Origin of the sequence: Sphingosinicella terrae (assembly GCF_003347635.1) — a bacterium.
GTDB classification, from domain to species: Bacteria; Pseudomonadota; Alphaproteobacteria; order Sphingomonadales; family Sphingomonadaceae; genus Allosphingosinicella; species Allosphingosinicella terrae.
This window is the reverse complement of record NZ_QDFY01000002.1, coordinates 283,899-299,135: the sequence shown is the minus strand read 5'-3', so window position 1 is coordinate 299,135 and position 15,237 is coordinate 283,899. Positions and strand designations below refer to the sequence as shown.

The 15,237-nt window shown below is 68.4% G+C and carries 15 protein-coding genes; 4 read left to right on the top strand and 11 right to left on the bottom strand.

The features are described 5' to 3' along the window. Positions 1-116 precede the first annotated feature (116 nt). Positions 117-3,551 (top strand): TonB-dependent receptor, encoded by a 3,435-nt coding sequence (locus DDE10_RS06910; protein WP_114952005.1) that lies wholly within the window; start codon positions 117-119, stop codon positions 3,549-3,551. Between the two features lie 85 nt (positions 3,552-3,636). Beyond that, a complete protein-coding gene (locus DDE10_RS06905) occupies positions 3,637-4,083 on the top strand; it encodes a cytidine deaminase (protein WP_162806398.1) in 447 nt (148 codons plus the stop codon). Positions 4,084-4,089: 6 nt separating this feature from the next. Here DDE10_RS06905 and DDE10_RS06900 read toward each other — a convergent pair whose 3' ends face one another. The 4 genes from DDE10_RS06900 to DDE10_RS06885 form a co-directional block, all read right to left on the bottom strand. Beyond that, positions 4,090-5,040, bottom strand: a complete 951-nt coding sequence (locus tag DDE10_RS06900; RefSeq protein ID WP_114952003.1) for an isopenicillin N synthase family dioxygenase — start codon at positions 5,038-5,040, stop codon at positions 4,090-4,092. Positions 5,041-5,092: 52 nt separating this feature from the next. Then, positions 5,093-6,328, bottom strand: a complete 1,236-nt coding sequence (locus DDE10_RS06895) for a NupC/NupG family nucleoside CNT transporter (RefSeq protein WP_114952002.1) — start codon at positions 6,326-6,328, stop codon at positions 5,093-5,095. An 85-nt stretch (positions 6,329-6,413) separates the two neighbouring features. Beyond that, entirely contained in the window at positions 6,414-6,980 is a 567-nt protein-coding gene (locus DDE10_RS06890) for an LOG family protein (protein WP_114952001.1), read from the bottom strand. Continuing rightward, positions 6,977-7,975 carry an adenosine kinase gene (locus DDE10_RS06885; protein WP_284734485.1) on the bottom strand — a complete coding sequence of 333 codons (999 nt, stop codon included), beginning with the start codon at positions 7,973-7,975 and terminating at the stop codon, positions 6,977-6,979. The genes DDE10_RS06890 and DDE10_RS06885 overlap by 4 nt, the downstream gene beginning before the upstream one ends. 74 nt (positions 7,976-8,049) lie before the next feature. On the opposite strand from DDE10_RS06885, the gene DDE10_RS06880 reads away from it, so the two are divergent. Beyond that, positions 8,050-8,736: a queuosine precursor transporter gene (locus tag DDE10_RS06880; RefSeq protein WP_114952000.1), complete on the top strand. Its 687-nt coding sequence runs from the start codon at positions 8,050-8,052 to the stop codon at positions 8,734-8,736. 192 nt (positions 8,737-8,928) lie between these two features. On the opposite strand, the gene DDE10_RS06875 is transcribed toward DDE10_RS06880, so the two are convergent. The 7 genes from DDE10_RS06875 to DDE10_RS06845 all read right to left on the bottom strand — a co-directional run bounded on the left by DDE10_RS06875 (position 8,929) and on the right by DDE10_RS06845 (position 14,279). Further along, positions 8,929-9,747, bottom strand: coding sequence for a universal stress protein (locus DDE10_RS06875; RefSeq protein ID WP_284734484.1), 819 nt, complete (start codon positions 9,745-9,747; stop codon positions 8,929-8,931). Positions 9,748-9,840: 93 nt separating this feature from the next. Further along, on the bottom strand, positions 9,841-10,830 hold the full coding sequence (gene gspK, locus DDE10_RS06870) for a type II secretion system minor pseudopilin GspK (RefSeq protein ID WP_114951998.1): 990 nt from the start codon (positions 10,828-10,830) through the stop codon (positions 9,841-9,843). Then, on the bottom strand, positions 10,827-11,405 hold the full coding sequence (gene gspJ / locus DDE10_RS06865; RefSeq protein ID WP_114951997.1) for a type II secretion system minor pseudopilin GspJ: 579 nt from the start codon (positions 11,403-11,405) through the stop codon (positions 10,827-10,829). The genes gspK and gspJ overlap by 4 nt, the downstream gene beginning before the upstream one ends. Further along, a complete protein-coding gene (gspI, locus tag DDE10_RS06860) occupies positions 11,402-11,794 on the bottom strand; it encodes a type II secretion system minor pseudopilin GspI (protein WP_114951996.1) in 393 nt (130 codons plus the stop codon). Before gspI ends, gspJ begins: the two co-directional genes overlap by 4 nt. Next, complete coding sequence (locus tag DDE10_RS06855) at positions 11,781-12,257, bottom strand: GspH/FimT family pseudopilin (protein WP_114951995.1); 477 nt, start codon at positions 12,255-12,257, stop codon at positions 11,781-11,783. The genes gspI and DDE10_RS06855 overlap by 14 nt, the downstream gene beginning before the upstream one ends. A 40-nt stretch (positions 12,258-12,297) precedes the next feature. Continuing rightward, positions 12,298-13,788 (bottom strand): PH domain-containing protein, encoded by a 1,491-nt coding sequence (locus DDE10_RS06850; protein WP_114951994.1) that lies wholly within the window; start codon positions 13,786-13,788, stop codon positions 12,298-12,300. Beyond that, a complete protein-coding gene (locus tag DDE10_RS06845) occupies positions 13,785-14,279 on the bottom strand; it encodes a PH domain-containing protein (RefSeq protein ID WP_284734483.1) in 495 nt (164 codons plus the stop codon). The genes DDE10_RS06850 and DDE10_RS06845 overlap by 4 nt, the downstream gene beginning before the upstream one ends. 135 nt (positions 14,280-14,414) lie before the next feature. Here DDE10_RS06845 and DDE10_RS06840 point away from each other — a divergent pair, with 135 nt between their 5' ends. After that, a complete protein-coding gene (locus DDE10_RS06840; protein WP_162806396.1) occupies positions 14,415-15,236 on the top strand; it encodes an SAM-dependent methyltransferase in 822 nt (273 codons plus the stop codon). Position 15,237: the final 1 nt, after the last annotated feature.

The window sequence follows — 15,237 nt, the reverse complement described above, 5'->3', positions numbered from 1 at the left end:
GTGACAGGACCAGGAGGCCGCCAGGCCCCGGATCGGCGCCCGCAAATGTCACAGAAGTTTCGCAAATCCGCTGCACGGCTCGCCGCCAGCGAATCGTTCCTATCGGGGGTATATCCATGAAGAAGTTCAGACTGCTTTGCGCGGCTGCGGCGATCGCCGTACCGGCCGCCACCTTGGTCGCGCCGGCCGCCTACGCGCAGCAGATCACCGCATCGGTGTCCGGCCAGGTGACCGACGAGGCCGGGGGCCCGCTCCAGGGCGCCACGGTCACCGTCACCGACACCCGCACCGGAGCGACCCGCACGATCACCACCGGCTCCGATGGCCTGTTCGGCGCGCAAGGTCTGGTCACCGGCGGTCCCTACACGATCGCGGTCGAGGCCCCGAATTATCAGGGCCAGACGGTCGAGGCGGTCAACCTCACCGTCCAGGGCACCACCAGCTTCACCTTCGCCCTCGCCGGCGCCGACCAAGGCGAGGCGATCGTCGTCACGGCGCAGCGCGCCAACGTGCAGCTTCGTGCGATCGGCCCCGGCACGGCGTTCAGCCAGGCCGTCCTGGAGACGGCGCCGACCTTCAACCGCGACGTGCGCGACATCATCCGGATCGATCCGCGCGTCAGCCTCGACCGCGACGACGGCGGCTCGGGCTCGGACCGCATCTCCTGCCTCGGCGGCAACGACCGCGGCAATGCGTTCACCGTCGACGGCATCCTGCAGAGCGACCTGTACGGCCTCAACGATACCGGCTTCTCGTCGCGCAGCTCGACGCCGATCCCCTATGACGCGATCCGGGAGACCCAGGTCCAGTTCGCGCCCTATGACGTCGAATATGGCCAGTTCACCGGCTGCGCGATCAACGTCGTCACCCGTTCGGGCGGCAACCAGTTCCACGGCGATGCCTTCTTCGAATATTCGGACAACGGCCTGCGCGGCGGCTCGGTCGACGGCCAACCCGTCGGCCCGATCGATGCCGACAAGCGCTGGGGCGTCGCCCTCGGCGGCCCGATCTTCCGCGACCGCCTGTTCTTCTTCGCCGCCTACGAGCATCAGGAAGCCGGCGAGTCGCAGGACGAAGGCCCGACCGGCGCGGGCTTCCCGAACGAGGTGCGCGGCGTCTCGATCGACCAGTTCAACGAGATTTCGAGCATCCTGAGCAGCACCTACGGGATCGAGACGGGTGCTCCGCCGACCAATCTGCCCTTCGAGAACGACCGCTGGTTCGGCCGCCTCGACTGGCAGGTGACCGACGATCACCGCCTGGAGCTGACCTATCAGCGTCTCGAGGAATCGACCGTCCGTTCCGACGACCTGTTCACCGGATCCTCGCCCCAGATCGTCGGCCTCAATACCTTCTACCTGAGCGGCACCCAGTCCAACTATTACTCCGCCCGGCTCTACTCTCAGTGGACGGACAATTTCTCGACCGAGATCCGCTACTCGCGCTCGGACATCCAGGACCTGCAGGATCCGATCGGCGGCGGCGAGGCGCAGTCGGCCAATCCGATCCCGCGCATCCTCGTCGGCATCGACAATCCCGACGGCACGCCCGACGCGACCGTCCTCGCCGGACCCGGCAACTCGCGGTCGGCGAACGATCTTCAGACGAAGGTCGACCTGTACCGCATCGTCGCCAATCTCGATGCCGGCGATCACCGGTTCAAGCTCGGCTTCGAGGTGAACCGCACGGACATCTTCAACCTGTTCGTGCAGAATGCGACCGGCACGCTCGTCTTCCGCAACGTCGACGACCTGCGCGAGGGAATCCTGTCGGACGGCACCTCCACCTCGACCTTCCCGAGCAGCGTCATCAGCGGCGGCACGGTAGGCGCGTTCGGCAACTTCTCCCGCACCGGCGACGTCAACGATGCCGCGGCCGACTTCAACCGCAGCATCTATTCCGTCTATCTGCAGGACGAGTGGCGGCTGAACGATCAGCTCGAAGTCGTGCTCGGTGTCCGCACCGACCTCTTCTCCGGCAGCCGCCCGGACGTGAATCCGAACTTCGCCGCGCGCTACGGCTTCCCGAACACCACCGGGTTCAGCGACCTCGATCCCGTGTTCCTGCCGCGCGTCGCCTTCACCTACGACCTCGACGATTTCGCGGTCTTCTCGCGGACGCAGCTGCGCGGCGGCGTCGGCATCTTCTCGGGCGGCGATCCGCTGGTCTGGTTCGGCAATGCCTTCCAGAATAACGGCTTCGGCTTCGCCGAAGGCAACACCACCGCCGCCGCTTGCGGCGACGGCCCGATCGACGTCGTCAGCGGCGGCGCCTTCACCGGCGTTCCGACCTGCATCCAGAGCAGCGGCATCACCCGCGCGGCCGGCGGCCTCGGCGATACCCAGTCGATCGATCCGGACATCACCGTTCCCACCGTGGTTCGCGCCAATTTCGGTGTCCAGTCGCAGATGAACTTCGCGCCGAGCGGCTTCTTCAGCGGGTGGAGGCTCAACCTCGATTACATCTACAGCCGCTACCGGAACCCCTATACCCTCGTCGACCTGTCGCAGGCGCCGATCGGGGTCACCGTGGACGGACGGCCCATCTATCGGGCGCTCGATCCGACGGCGGCGGGCTGCGATGCCGAATTGGTCGACCTCACGCCGGCGCCGGTCTACCAGAATCTCAGCGCTGCCTGCTTCGTCACCGGCCGCGACGACGAGCTGATGCTGACCAACTCGGCCGGCTTCAGCAGCCATGTCGCCTCGGTGATCCTGTCGAAGAATTTCGACGGCGGCCTGTTCACCAGCGGCGGATCGAGCTTCTTCACGCTCGGCTACGCCTATACGGACTCGCGTGACCGCCGGAACATGTACAACTCGACGGCGGGGTCGAACTACGATCTCAGCGCCGCCTTCGACCGGCAGAATCCGGACGTGTCGCGCGGCTTCTACAACAGCCGCCACAACTTCACCGTCTCGGGCAATTTCAGCGAAACCTTCTTCGCCGACCTGGAGACCCAGCTGGGCTTCACCTTCGTCGCGCGCTCGGGCAGGCCCTACAGCCTGACCTTCGCCGGCGGCGGCGTGTTCAACGACACGTCTTCGGGCAACAACAATGCCCTGCTCTACATCCCGAGCGGCATGAGCGATCCCAACGTGTCGCCGGACTCCGATCCGGCCGCCGTCGAGGCGCTGGCGGCCTTCGCCAACTCGCTGGGCTGTGCCAGCGGCTATGTCGGCCGCTCGATCGCGCGCAACACCTGCTCGAACGACTGGTATTTCGACCTCGACCTGAACTTCTCGCAGGATCTTCCGGGGCCGGGCCGGCTGATCAGCGGGGGGCGGTTCGAGGATAGGATCCGCGTCTATGCGATGTTCGACAATTTCCTGAACTTCCTCGACAGCGGCTGGAACGTGCAGCGCCGCCGTAATTTCGCGGGACTCCAGGAAGTCGCTTCGCTCGGAGGAGGCGGATTGCCGCCCATCGATGATCAAGGACGATACGTGATCACCGATTTCATCGGCCAGGATGCCTTTGACGACGACAATCTCATCAACGTCTCGTCTTCGGTGTGGCGGATCAAGGTCGGCATCAGCTACAATTTCTGACGCTCACGGGAGCATCAAAAGGGGCGTCGCGGCGAAAGCTGCGGCGCCCCTTCTCTTTGTGCCTCGGCCGGCTATGACGAAGCCCATGAGTCCCGACGATCTCGTCCGCCACGCGCGCGACGCGGCGCTTTCCGCCTACGCGCCCTATTCCCGCTTCAGCGTCGGCTGCGCGATCGAGTCGGTCGACGGCGAGGTGGCGGTGGGCGCCAATATGGAGAATGCCTGCTACCGGCTCGGCGTCTGCGCCGAGGTGGCGGCGCTGACGGCGGCCCAGCAGGCGTTCGGGCTCGAGCGGATCGCGCGCATCGCGGTCAGCGGCGGCCATATCGGGTCCGACGGCGCTCTGGCCGGGAAGGCGGTGGTCACGTCATGCGGCGGCTGCCGCCAGTCGATTCTCGAGGCAGCCCATGTCAGCGGCCGGGATCTCGAGGTGATCGCGTCCAACGGCGACGGCACGACCATGAGGCCGCATCGTATCTCGGAACTGCTCCCGGAAGGCTTCGGTCCCGCCAATCTGAAGGATGCGGGGTAGCCGCGCTCAGGCCAGCTTGATCTCGCGCAGGCGCTCCTGGAGATAGTCGTCGGCGGTGATCGGCGGCCATTTCGGCTCCTCGCCGGCCGGCACCGTCCCGGGAAGCGCCTCGATCAGGAAATCGGACCGGAAGTGGAGGAAATAGGGCATCGAGTAGCGCGAGAAGCCGCGCCGCTCGGCGGGCGGATTGACGACGCGGTGCGAGGTCGAGCGCAGCCGGCCGTTGGTCAGCCGCTGCAGCATGTCGCCGATATTGACGACCAGCTCGCCGGGCCGCGGCGCGACCGGGATCCAGCGCCCATCCTTGGTGAGCAGCTCGAGCCCGGCCTCCTCGGCGCCCAGCAGCAAGGTGATCGTGTTGATGTCCTCGTGCGCGCCGGCGCGGACATGGCCGCCGGGCTCGCCCTCGATCGGCGGATAATGGAGCAGGCGCAGCACCGAATTGCCGTCGCGAACCGTGTCGACGAAATAATCCTCGTCGACGCCGAGATAGCGGGCGATCGCGGCGAGGATCTTGAGCCCGGTGCGGTCGAAGATTGCGAACAGCTCCCGGAAGGTGTCGCGGAAGCCGGGGACCTCGGACGGCCAGACATTGGCGGGCATGTGGCCGCGGAAGCGATGCCCTTCCGGGAGATCCCGGCCGACGTGCCAGAATTCCTTGAGGTCGTGGGCCTTGTGCCCCTTGGCGGTCTCGATCCCGAACGGCGTGTAGCCGCGGGCCCCGCCGGTGCCGGCCAGATGATAGTGGCGCTTCACCGAGTCGGGCAGCGCGAAGAAGGCGCGCGCCTTCTCCTCGGCGCGGGCGATGAGATCGTCCGGGATGCCGTGATCGGCGATGATGGCGAAGCCATATTCCTCGAAGCTGCGGCCGATCCGCTGGGCGAAGGCGTGGGGATCGCGGTCCGCGTCGGCGAGCGAGACGGAGGCGATGGCGGGCGCGGGCGCGAGGTCGGTCATACGCGCGAATTAGTACTTCGCGGCAAGGCTTCCAACTTGAAAAGTCTATGGATCAGGCGAGCAGCAGGCCGGAGAGCGCGGCACTCATCAGATTGCCGAGCGAACCGGCGACGAGCGCCTTGAGGCCGAGCCGGGCGATCATCGGGCGCTGGTTCGGCGCAAGCCCGCCGGTCACCGCCATCTGGATGGCGATCGAGCTGAAATTGGCGAAGCCGCAAAGCGCGAAGGTGATGATGGCGATGCTGCGCGGCGACAGGCCGGCGGGATTGGCGCCGAGATCGATGAAGGCGACGAATTCGTTCAGCACCAGCTTGGTGCCGAACAGGCTGCCGGCGCGGCCCGCCTCGTCCCAGGGGATCCCGATCAGGTACATGAGCGGGCGGAAGGCATGGCCGAGCAGATATTGGAAGGTGATCTCCGGATGGCCGAACCAGCCGCCGATGCCGGAGAGGATGCCGTTCGCCAGCGCGACCAAAGCGACGAAGGCGAGAACCATCGCGCCGACCGCGACCGCGAGCTTGACGCCGGTCTGCGCGCCCTGGGCGGCCGCCATGATGACATTGGCCGGCCTTTCCTCTTCATAGGCGCCGTCGCCGAGCAAGGGCGGCTCGACCAGCTCGCCAGGCTCGTCCGGCATCATGATCTTGGCCATGAGCAGCCCGCCCGGCGCCGCCATGAACGAGGCGGCGAGCAGATAGGGCAGAGCCTCCGAGCCGAGCAGCGCCGCATAGGCGGCGAGGATGGTGCCGGCGACCCCGGCCATGCCCACCGACATGATGGTGAAGAGCTGGGCCGGCGTCAGGCTGGCGAGATAGGGACGGATCACCAGAGGCGACTCGCTCTGGCCGACGAAGATGTTCGCCGCCGCGCACAAGGATTCGACTCGGGTGACGCCGGTGACGATACGGATCGCGCCGCCGATCCAGCGTATCACCAGCTGCATGATGCCCAGATAATAAAGGACCGAGACCAGGGAGGCGAAGAAGATGATCACGGTCAGCGCCGCCAGCGCGAAGCTGTTGCCGCCTATCTCCGGCGCCGCCATCGGGCCGAAGATGAAGCGGGTCCCCTCCCCGGCATAGCCGAGCAGGTTGGAGACGCCGCGCGCCATCCCCTCGATCGCGGCGCGGCCCCAGGGCGTGTAGAGGACGAGCACGGCGAGGCCGGCCTGGAGAGCGAAGGCCGCGGCGACGACGCGCGGCCGGATCGCCCGACGGTTGGACGAAAGCAGGAAGGCGATGGCGAGGATCGCCGCCATGCCGACCAGTCCAATCAGGCGTTCAGTCATGGCGCGTCACCCCCCCGAGTCCGATACCTTGTCGTCGCATCTCTTGCGGAAAACCGGCGACCACTTTTCCGCGCGATGCTCTCGGTCACCAGACCATCCGGCGCTCGGCACCGGCGGCGGCGTCGAGCTTGTCGATCGCCTCGCCGATATCGCTTGCGACGAGCAGTTGAGCACGGCGGGCGGGCGACATGAAGCCGCTTTCCATCACATGGTCCATCAGCTCGACGAGATTGTCCCAGAAGCCGCCGACATTGAGCAGGGCGAACGGCTTGGCGTGATAGCCCAAGGCGTTCCAGCTCCACGCCTCGAACAGCTCGTCGAGCGTGCCGATGCCGCCCGGAAGCGCGACGAAGGCGTCGGTGAGATCGGTCATCCGCGCCTTGCGCTCGTGCATCGTCTGGACGACGTGAAGCTCGGTGAGTCCGGTATGGGCGACCTCGAGGTCGATGAGGGCCTGCGGAATGACGCCATAGGCCTCGCCGCCGGCCGACAGCACCGCATCGGCGACGATGCCCATCAGACCGAGCCGGCCGCCGCCATAGACGAGGCCGATGCCGCGCCGCGCCATCTCGATGCCAAGGGCGCGCGCAGCCGCGGCAAAGGCCGGATCGGCGCCCGGACTCGATCCGCAATAGACGGCGAGACGGTTCATGCGGTCATCTGCTCCTCGATCAGGGCCTTGAGATCGGCGACCGGACGAGCCCCGAAATGGGCGATGATCTCCGCCGCGGCGATCGCGCCCATGCGAAGGCTCTCGTCGAGCGCCCGACCCTGGGCAATTCCGAGAAGGAAGCCGGCGGCGAACAGATCACCCGCCCCCGTCGTATCGACGACGTCATCGACCGGGATGGCCTTGATCTCGACGCGCCGATCGCCGGCCACGGCGATGGCGCCCTTGCGGGCGCAGGTGGCGAGGAGGAGCGGCACCTTGGGCGCGAAGGCACCAATGGCGCCGTCGCGGTCGCGGATCCGGGCCAGCGCCTTGATCTCGTTCTCGTTACCGATGAGGATATCGATCAGGCCCGCCTCGATCATCTCGAGATAATGATCGCGATAGAGCTCGATCAGCGCGATGTCGGACAAGGTGAAGGCGATCCTCCGACCGGCCTGTCGGGCGATCCGCAGCGCCTTGCGCATCGCCGCCCGCGGCCGCTCGGCGCGCCAGAGATAGGCTTCGAGATAGAGAATCGCGGCATCGGCGATCTGCTGCGCATCGAGCGCTTCCTCGGAGAGGATGTGAGCCGCGCCGGGAAAAGTGTTCATCGTCCGCTGTGCGTCCGGGGTGACCAGGATCAGACAGCGGCCGGTCGGCACGTCGCCGTCGCTCGGCGGCGTTCGGAACTCGACCCCGGCGGCACGGATGTCATGGGCGAACACCTCGCCGAGCTGGTCGTCGGCGACCTGGCCGACGAAGCCCGCGCGACCGCCCATCGCCGCGATCCCGGCCACGGTGTTCGCCGCCGATCCGCCGCTGGTCTCCCGGGCCGGTCCCATGGCGGCGTAGAGCCGAGTGGCCGCGGCGGCGTCGAGGACCTGCATGGAACCCTTGACCAGCCCCTCGGCCTCGAGAAACGAATCATCGGTGGTGGCGATCACGTCCACCACCGCATCGCCGATCGCGAGCACATCCAGCCGGGTCGAATTCACGCGCGGTTGATGGCGGGAATGTCCAGCGACGGAAAGACCTTTTTGCCGGCCGGCAAACCGGTTACGTCCCGCCCATGAACGACAATGACTGCGCCGCCACCTCCCGTTCCCTGTTCGCCTTCTCGATCTTCTACGGCGGCATGGTTTGCATCGCCGGGGTGCTCGGCAACAAGCAAGTAACGCTCGGGCCGGTCTCCGGGATCGGCGACATGCTCGGCGTCGGCGCGCTTGCGGTCGAGGCCGGCATCTTTCCCTTCCTCTTCCTCGTCATCACCTCGAGCGCGGTGGCGGAGCTGCACGGCCGGCCGATGGCGAACCGGCTGGTGACGATCGGCTTCGTGCCGCTCATCGCCTCGCTCATCCTCGCCGCCTTCGTCCTCGCCTTGCCGGCGGCCGAGGACATGCCCGCCGAGCGCCTGGCAGCGTTCGACATGATGATGGGATCGACGCCGCGCATCTGGCTCGCCGGCATCGTCGCTTATGGCATCTCGCAATTCCTGAACGTCACCATCTTCAGCGCGCTCAAGCGCCGCGAGGGCGGGCTCTTGTGGCTGCGGGCGGCGACGGCGAGCGTCCTTTCGCAGATCGTCGACACCCTGCTGTTCATCACCATCGCCTTCTACGGCGTCTTTCCGATCGGCCAATTGCTGGTCGGCCAGATGCTGGCGAAGATCGTCCTGTCGGCGGTGCTGGTGCCGCCGCTCGTCCAGCTCTTCGTCAGCCTCGGCCGGCAGCTCGACGCGCGGCCGGGCTGGGAATAAGAGGCCTGCCGCCTCCCCGCCCCACCCAGCCGGGCGGCACCGAGAGGGCGCGAGCCGTCTGGAAAGGATGGCTCCTCGGCTCGCACGCGATCGAGCAGTCTGCATTCCGACACCATCGGAACGGCCGCTCCAGGTCATGGGACGGCTGCGATTTTCGAGCCGTCGGACGACAGCGTCCGACTGCAAATCGCCTCAGTGGGCGAGTATCAGCGGCACCTTGCTCTCGTGGAGCATGTCGCGGGTCGCGCCGCCGAGCACCGCCTCGCGCAGGCGGGTATGGCCATAGGCGCCCATGACGGCGAAGGCGGCCGAGAGCGAAGCGGCGGCGTCGATCAGCGCATCGGCCGTGGAGCGGCCGTCGCCGGACCATTCGTGCAGCTCCGCCTCGATGCCGTGGCGCGAAAGGTAGCGGGCCGCGTCGGTGGCGGGAAATTCGCGCTGCCCCGCGGTCACCGTGACGACATGCACGGCCGATGCCTTGAGCAGCATCGGCATCGTTAGCCGGAGCGCGTGCGAGGCCTCGAGCGAGCCGTCCCAGGCCAACATCGCCGCGCCGAGCGCATCGAAGCCGCGCCCGCTCGGGGGGACGGCCAGGACCGGCGAACGCGCATGGACGAGGACGTCGGCGGCGATCGCCTGAGCGACCTGGGCCGGCGCGCTTTCGCCGCCCGGCTGGCTGAGGACGATGAGGTCGCACAAGCGGGCGCGGTCGACGATGATCTGGCCCGGCGCGCCGTCGAAGGACAGCCAGTCCCACGCGACGCCTTCGCCGCTCAGGCGCGCCTCGATCGAGTCGCGATGCTCGGACGCCGTCTTCTGAACCTGCTCGATCACCGTCGGCAGCGCATAGACGCCCCCGAACGGATCGCCCATGATGAAGGCATCATAAGGCGTCACCTGAAGGCAGGTCAGATGTCCGCCGAATTGGCGGGCGACATCGAGCGCGGCCTGGAGCCGGCTTTCGAGCCCCGGATCCTGGTTCGCGTAGAGCAGCACCGATTTCATCGCCATCCTCCTCCTGCAGCGGCCGGGAAGCCTGGAGAAGACCTACCGCACCGGACCCCGCCGGCCATAAGGGAGTGTACCTAGATCGGAGCCCGGACGCTAATCGCCCCAGCTTCGCGACGCCAGGCGCGACGGCTGCAGCCGGGCATCGACCAGCGCCTCCTCCGAGAATTCCGACTCCATCACGGCGACGCGAGTATCGATGGCGAACCAGCGCGTGCGCAGCTGGACCTGAAGCTGGACGTCGAGCGGCACGTCGACTCCGCGGAGGGCGTCGATCCGCCAGAACTCGACCTGGTTGCTCCAGCCGCGGGTCGGCCTCGCGGCGAGCACGCGCCGCGCCCGCTGGACGTCGAGCTGCCCCGGCGCCAGCATCGCCAGCAACGGCGCCTGCTCCGGCATCAAGGTGTTGACGTTGATCGGCGAAAGCTCGGTGACCGGCAGCACGCACAGCCAGGGCCGCAGACGCGCCATGATCTGCGGAGTCATGCCGGGCAATCCGGAAAGCTCGCCGACATCGGCGAACAAGCTATTGGCGGTGCGATAGGGCACGCCCCCCTCGGCATAGGCGCCGTCCTCGGCTCCGCCAGGCCCGGGACGCGAATCACTGTCGGCCCAGTCGGCCGCCGCCTCGGCGACCCGACGCGCCTCCGGCTCGGCCACTTCCAACGCCTGCATGAGGCCGGCAAGCTGGAGGACCCCGGAATGGCGGCGGGTCAGGCGGGTGCGCCGGTCGCCCTCGACGACGCTGTTGACGTTGAAGCAATTGCCGCCGTCGCGCAGGCGTGCCTCGGCGAAACCGCCGCCGGGGAGCGCGATGCGCCGGACGGCGCCGTTCCAGCCGCCGTCCAGCGTCGTCCGATCCGGACTGGCGGCGACCATGTCGTCGATGGCGAGCATGGCGAGATCCTCGGCCCCTCGGGCGAAGGCGCGGGCCTGGTCGAGCGCATTGCCGTTGGCGGCGACGGCGCGCGACAGACTCATCTTCTCGAGCGCGGTGGCGGCGATCGCGCCGGTGACCGCGACGAGCAGGAGCACGGCGAGCAAGGCGGCGCCGCGCTCGTGCGCCGGTACCCTCGGCCCGGTCATCGCTGCGGCACTCCGACCAGGAAGAGCTGGCGTATCGTCCCCTGGGTCTCGCTTGCGGTGACCAGCTCGACCGCCGTCGGCAGACGGGTGGGATCGGTCGGGGCCCAGTCGTCCCGCCATTCCCCTTCATCGTCGCGGTAGCGCAGCCTGATCGCGCTGACGCCATCGATCAGGCGCGCGGCGACCGGATCACCGCCGCCGTCGACCCTGGGGAATGAAAGGCGCTCGAGCCGGCCGTCGCGCAGGCGATAGCCGACCCGCTGCAGCGACGCGCCCTCGCCCTCGTCCCAGCCGCGACGCACCAGATCGAGCAGCAGAGGCGATCGGGCGCCGCCGGCAAAGGCGGGCAGCGGCCGCCCGAGCTCGTCGCGGTGGACGCGGGGGACGGCCAGAGCGAGGTCGGCGCCCAGCAACGCACCCAGCCTGCGCGTCTCGCCGACCTCTGCGAGCAGACGATCGGAAGTCTCCTGGGTACGGGCACTGACGCCGAGCAGGGTGACCCCGGCCGCGGTGAGCATTCCGAAGATCGACAAGGCGATCAGCATCTCGACCAGGGTGAAGCCTTCCCGCTTCACAAGGCAGCCCGGCGGAAGACGGTGAGAGATGCCTGTCCGGGGCCGCCACCTTCGGGAAGTACCCTGATCTCGATCTGCTGGATCCGCGCCTCCGGCGAACGGGCGACGATCCGGGTCCAGGTCCAGCGGCGGCCGCCATTCACGGTCTCGCCGGTCAGGCTGCCGAAGGGCGGCGGCTCGGGATCGCTCAGCGTCTCGACGGCGAGGTTGCGGGCGACGATCTGCGCGAGCGCCTGATCGTGCAGACGCGCGCTGTTGGCGGCGGTGGCACCGCCGAGCCGAAGCAGAGCAAGCGCCGCCAGGCTGAAGATGGCGAGCGCCACCAGCATCTCGATCAGCGTGAAGCCCGCCTCGCCGATGGGGCGGCGGACCCGATCAGGGCAAGACATGGATCTCGCCGTCCTGGCCTATCGCCACCCCGACCCGGCGGTCGCGCCGGCTCAGCGTGATCTGAGCGGGTTGCGCCAGGCCCGTCGAATCGAACCGGATCCCGCCTTCGCCGCTACCGCTCGCCATCACGCTCGTGCCCTCGACCCAGGACCAGCGGTCGGACTCGCGCCACGTGCCGCCGCCGCGACGAGCGAGGGCATAGCCGGCGGAATCGATCCGCAGCAAAGTCGGGCGCGCCTCGACGATGGCGGTGTCGCGGGCCGCCTTGGCCCGGGCGGCAAAGCGCTCGGCCTCTGAACGCAGGCTACCGCCGGGATCGGGCATGGCCAGCACCACCGCCGCGGCGGCGAGGCCGATGATGACGATCACCACCATCAGCTCGACCATGGTGAAGCCGGCGGTTCCCGGACGCACGCGCCGGCGCGAGGCGCCAGCAGGTTCAGGCTCCGATCGGGACGTCATCCGGGCATTCCACTCGCAAAGGCGCGGCCTTTCAAGCGGATCATTGTGACGGTTTCGCTTCGGAGCGACTTCGATGGAACAGGGAGAGGAGCTTCGCCGCCAAGGCTTCCGCTTCGGCCGCATCCAGATCGACGATCTCCGGCGAACGCATCGAGGAAGCGCCTGCCGTGTCCAGGAGCAGGCTGGCGAGTCGCAGCCGGCGCTGAACAGGGCCCTGGGTGACGGATATGGTCTGCGCCTTCTCGAACGGGATGATCCACATCCGCCGCTTGAGCAGACCGGCGCGGACGAACAAGGCACGATCGTCGAGCGCGAAACCGTGCTTGCGCCAGCGGAAGGCCGCGTAGAATCCGGCGGCGAGCAGCAATCCGCCGGCGACGCCGGCGCCGGGTGCGATCAGGAAGGCGGCCGCCGTCGCGGTCGCGCCGACGAGGAAGAACGGCGCCGCCCAGCGCCACAACGCCCGCCGCGGGATGCGGGTGAAGGTCGACCGCTCCGGGGGCACCGGAAAGCCGGCCTCCGTCAGGATCGGCAGGATCTCGTCCATCCGCGCGAAAGGCGCCACCGCCTGAACTCCCCCTTCCTTCGTCTCCGCCCCCAGCGTCTGGAAGGCGAGCGCGAACCAGCCGAGCTGCCGGGCGATCGGGCCACTCTCGATCAGCCCCACCTGCGTGCGCCGGATCGGAATGACGACGTCGGACAGAGTGAACAGGCCGCGGCGCCGGCGAAAGCCGGGCGGTGGCGGCGGCGCGCCCGCGGCGGCGTCGCCCCCGCCTGTCCGGGTCAGCTTGAAACCGAACTCGCGCGAGACGGTGCGGACGACGCCGTAGACGAGGCCGAGCACCACAAGAGCGGCGAGCAAGGCGAGACTGTTGCGCAGGTTGAAAAAGCCGGCTGCCGTGTCGGCGGTGCGCGGATTGATCCAGTCCCGTACTCGCACGAAGCCGAGCTGCTCCAGATTCTGGACGACGGCGAAAATGGCGGCGAGAAACAGCAAGGAGAAATTGAAAAGCCCCGCCGCCAGGATCCGCGACAGGTCCATCCGGAAGAGCAGGGGTTCCTCGGCGGCCATCCCCGCCACCGGCGTCGGCGAATGCCCGCGGCGGATCCGGTCGCGAAGCGCCTGCGCCTCGGCGAGGCCGATCATGTCGAGCAGACCCTCGTCGGACGATGCGCCGCCGGTTTCGACCTTGACGCGGGCCGTGCCGAACAATCGGGCGATGACCCGCCGCTCGATGGCGATGTCCTGGACCCGGTCGAAGGGGATGACCCGGCGCTGGCGGTTGAGGACGCCGCTCTCGATGATGATCTCGCGCTCGGCCAATGTGTAGCGGAAGCGCCACCACCAGAGCAGGGTGATGACGAGACCGATGCCGCCGGCCATCGCCGCGAAGGAGAGGAACCGGCCCCAGCCACCCATCGTCGCGGCGAAGGCGGCGCCGCCGCCGACCATTTGCGGCACCAGCCGAAGCCAACGGGCGATCAGGGTCGCCGGGTGGAGGCGCCGCGGGGTCGGCGCGCCGTCGCTCACACCAAATCCTGGCGGATCTTGGCGCGTATCCGGTCGCGCATGGCCTCCGCCTCGGCCTGGAGCAGGCCGGGAAGCGGCACCGAGGCGCCCCGCGTCCCAGCGGTGTGGAGGACCAGGGTGGCGAGGCCGAAGCGGCGCTCGACGGGACCGTGGGTGACGTCGATATGCTGGACGCGCCCGAAGGGCACCACCGTCGACGACCGGACGAGGAGACCCGAGCGGATGTGGAGCTCATCCGCCTCCTCGCGATAGGCCCAGGCGCGGTAGCGCCGCGGCGGCAGGACGATCAGAGAGGCGAGGAGCGCAACGAGGATGCCGCCGCCGACGGCGCCGGGCGGCACCGGAGTCTCCCGCAAGGGGCCGAGATCGGCCATGACCGCGGCGAGCAGGATCGGCACGGCGGTGATCAGGCCACGCACGCGCAGCACCCAGAGCTGATTGGGGTGCAAGGGCAACATCGCCGGCCCGTGCGCTTCATCGTCGATCTGCATGTTCCCCGCGCCTTTTCGTTCGCACCGTGGTGACATTCCTTCCAAGACAGGGAAAGAGGGCCCGTGCCAACCGGGGAGTCGCGGATGCCGTCACGTTCCATTGTGCGCGTGTTGCTTATTGTCGCTGGTATCGTCTTGATCGGAGTCGGTGCCCTCGCGGCCTGGCGCTTGCTGTCGCCGCCACCCGAGCCGGAGCGCGCCCGCGCCAAGTTCGATCCGAGCCGTTTCGTTGCTTCCGACCGCCGCCTCGACGCGCCCTATGTCGCGACCGACTATGCCGTGGTCGACGCGATGCTCGCCATGGCGCGGGTGCGGCCGAACGATTATGTCATCGACCTGGGCTCCGGCGACGGCCGCATCCTGATCGCCGCGGCGCGAAGCCATGGCGCGCGCGGCCTCGGCATCGAAATCGATCGCGACCGGATCCGGGAGGCGCAGGCCAATGCCGAAGCGGCGCGAGTCTCCCACCTCGTCCAGTTCCGCAACCAGGACCTGTTCGAGACGCCGCTCGGCGAAGCCGACGTCCTCACCCTCTACCTCACCCAGCAGGTCAATCTGCGGCTGCGGCCGCGTATCCTCGAGCAGATGCGCCCGGGCAGCCGCGTCGTCAGCAATGAATATGACATGGGCGACTGGCGCCCGGACGAGCGGCAGCGGATCGGTTCGGCGACGCTCAGCATGTGGATTGTCCCTGCCCGTTTCGCCGGCCGCTGGACCTTCACCGAAGGTGGCGCCTCCGCCACCGTGGAGCTGCAGCAGACTTTCCAGGAGATCGAGGGGACGGCGACCAGCGCGAGCCGCAGCAGCCGGGTGGAGCAGGGGCGCGCCGCCGGCCGCCGGATAAGTTTCGTCGCCGATCTGGGGCAGGGACGAAAGGAATATCGCGGCTGGATCGACGGCGACCGCCTCAACCCGATCCCGCGCAGCGCCGGCTGGCAGGCACAGCGGGCGGAATAAA

Excerpts from the sequence above, each read along its gene's own strand:
- DDE10_RS06910 (WP_114952005.1), top strand. The coding sequence starts at position 117 with ATGAAGAAGTTCAGACTGCTTTGCGCGGCTGCGGCGATCGCCGTACCG.
- DDE10_RS06905 (WP_162806398.1), top strand. The coding sequence starts at position 3,637 with ATGAGTCCCGACGATCTCGTCCGCCACGCGCGCGACGCGGCGCTTTCC.
- DDE10_RS06900 (WP_114952003.1), bottom strand. The coding sequence starts at position 5,040 with ATGACCGACCTCGCGCCCGCGCCCGCCATCGCCTCCGTCTCGCTCGCC.
- DDE10_RS06895 (WP_114952002.1), bottom strand. The coding sequence starts at position 6,328 with ATGACTGAACGCCTGATTGGACTGGTCGGCATGGCGGCGATCCTCGCC.
- DDE10_RS06890 (WP_114952001.1), bottom strand. The coding sequence starts at position 6,980 with ATGAACCGTCTCGCCGTCTATTGCGGATCGAGTCCGGGCGCCGATCCG.
- DDE10_RS06880 (WP_114952000.1), top strand. The coding sequence starts at position 8,050 with ATGAACGACAATGACTGCGCCGCCACCTCCCGTTCCCTGTTCGCCTTC.
- DDE10_RS06875 (WP_284734484.1), bottom strand. The coding sequence starts at position 9,747 with ATGGCGATGAAATCGGTGCTGCTCTACGCGAACCAGGATCCGGGGCTC.
- gspK (WP_114951998.1), bottom strand. The coding sequence starts at position 10,830 with ATGACCGGGCCGAGGGTACCGGCGCACGAGCGCGGCGCCGCCTTGCTC.
- gspI (WP_114951996.1), bottom strand. The coding sequence starts at position 11,794 with ATGTCTTGCCCTGATCGGGTCCGCCGCCCCATCGGCGAGGCGGGCTTC.
- DDE10_RS06855 (WP_114951995.1), bottom strand. The coding sequence starts at position 12,257 with ATGACGTCCCGATCGGAGCCTGAACCTGCTGGCGCCTCGCGCCGGCGC.
- DDE10_RS06845 (WP_284734483.1), bottom strand. The coding sequence starts at position 14,279 with ATGCAGATCGACGATGAAGCGCACGGGCCGGCGATGTTGCCCTTGCAC.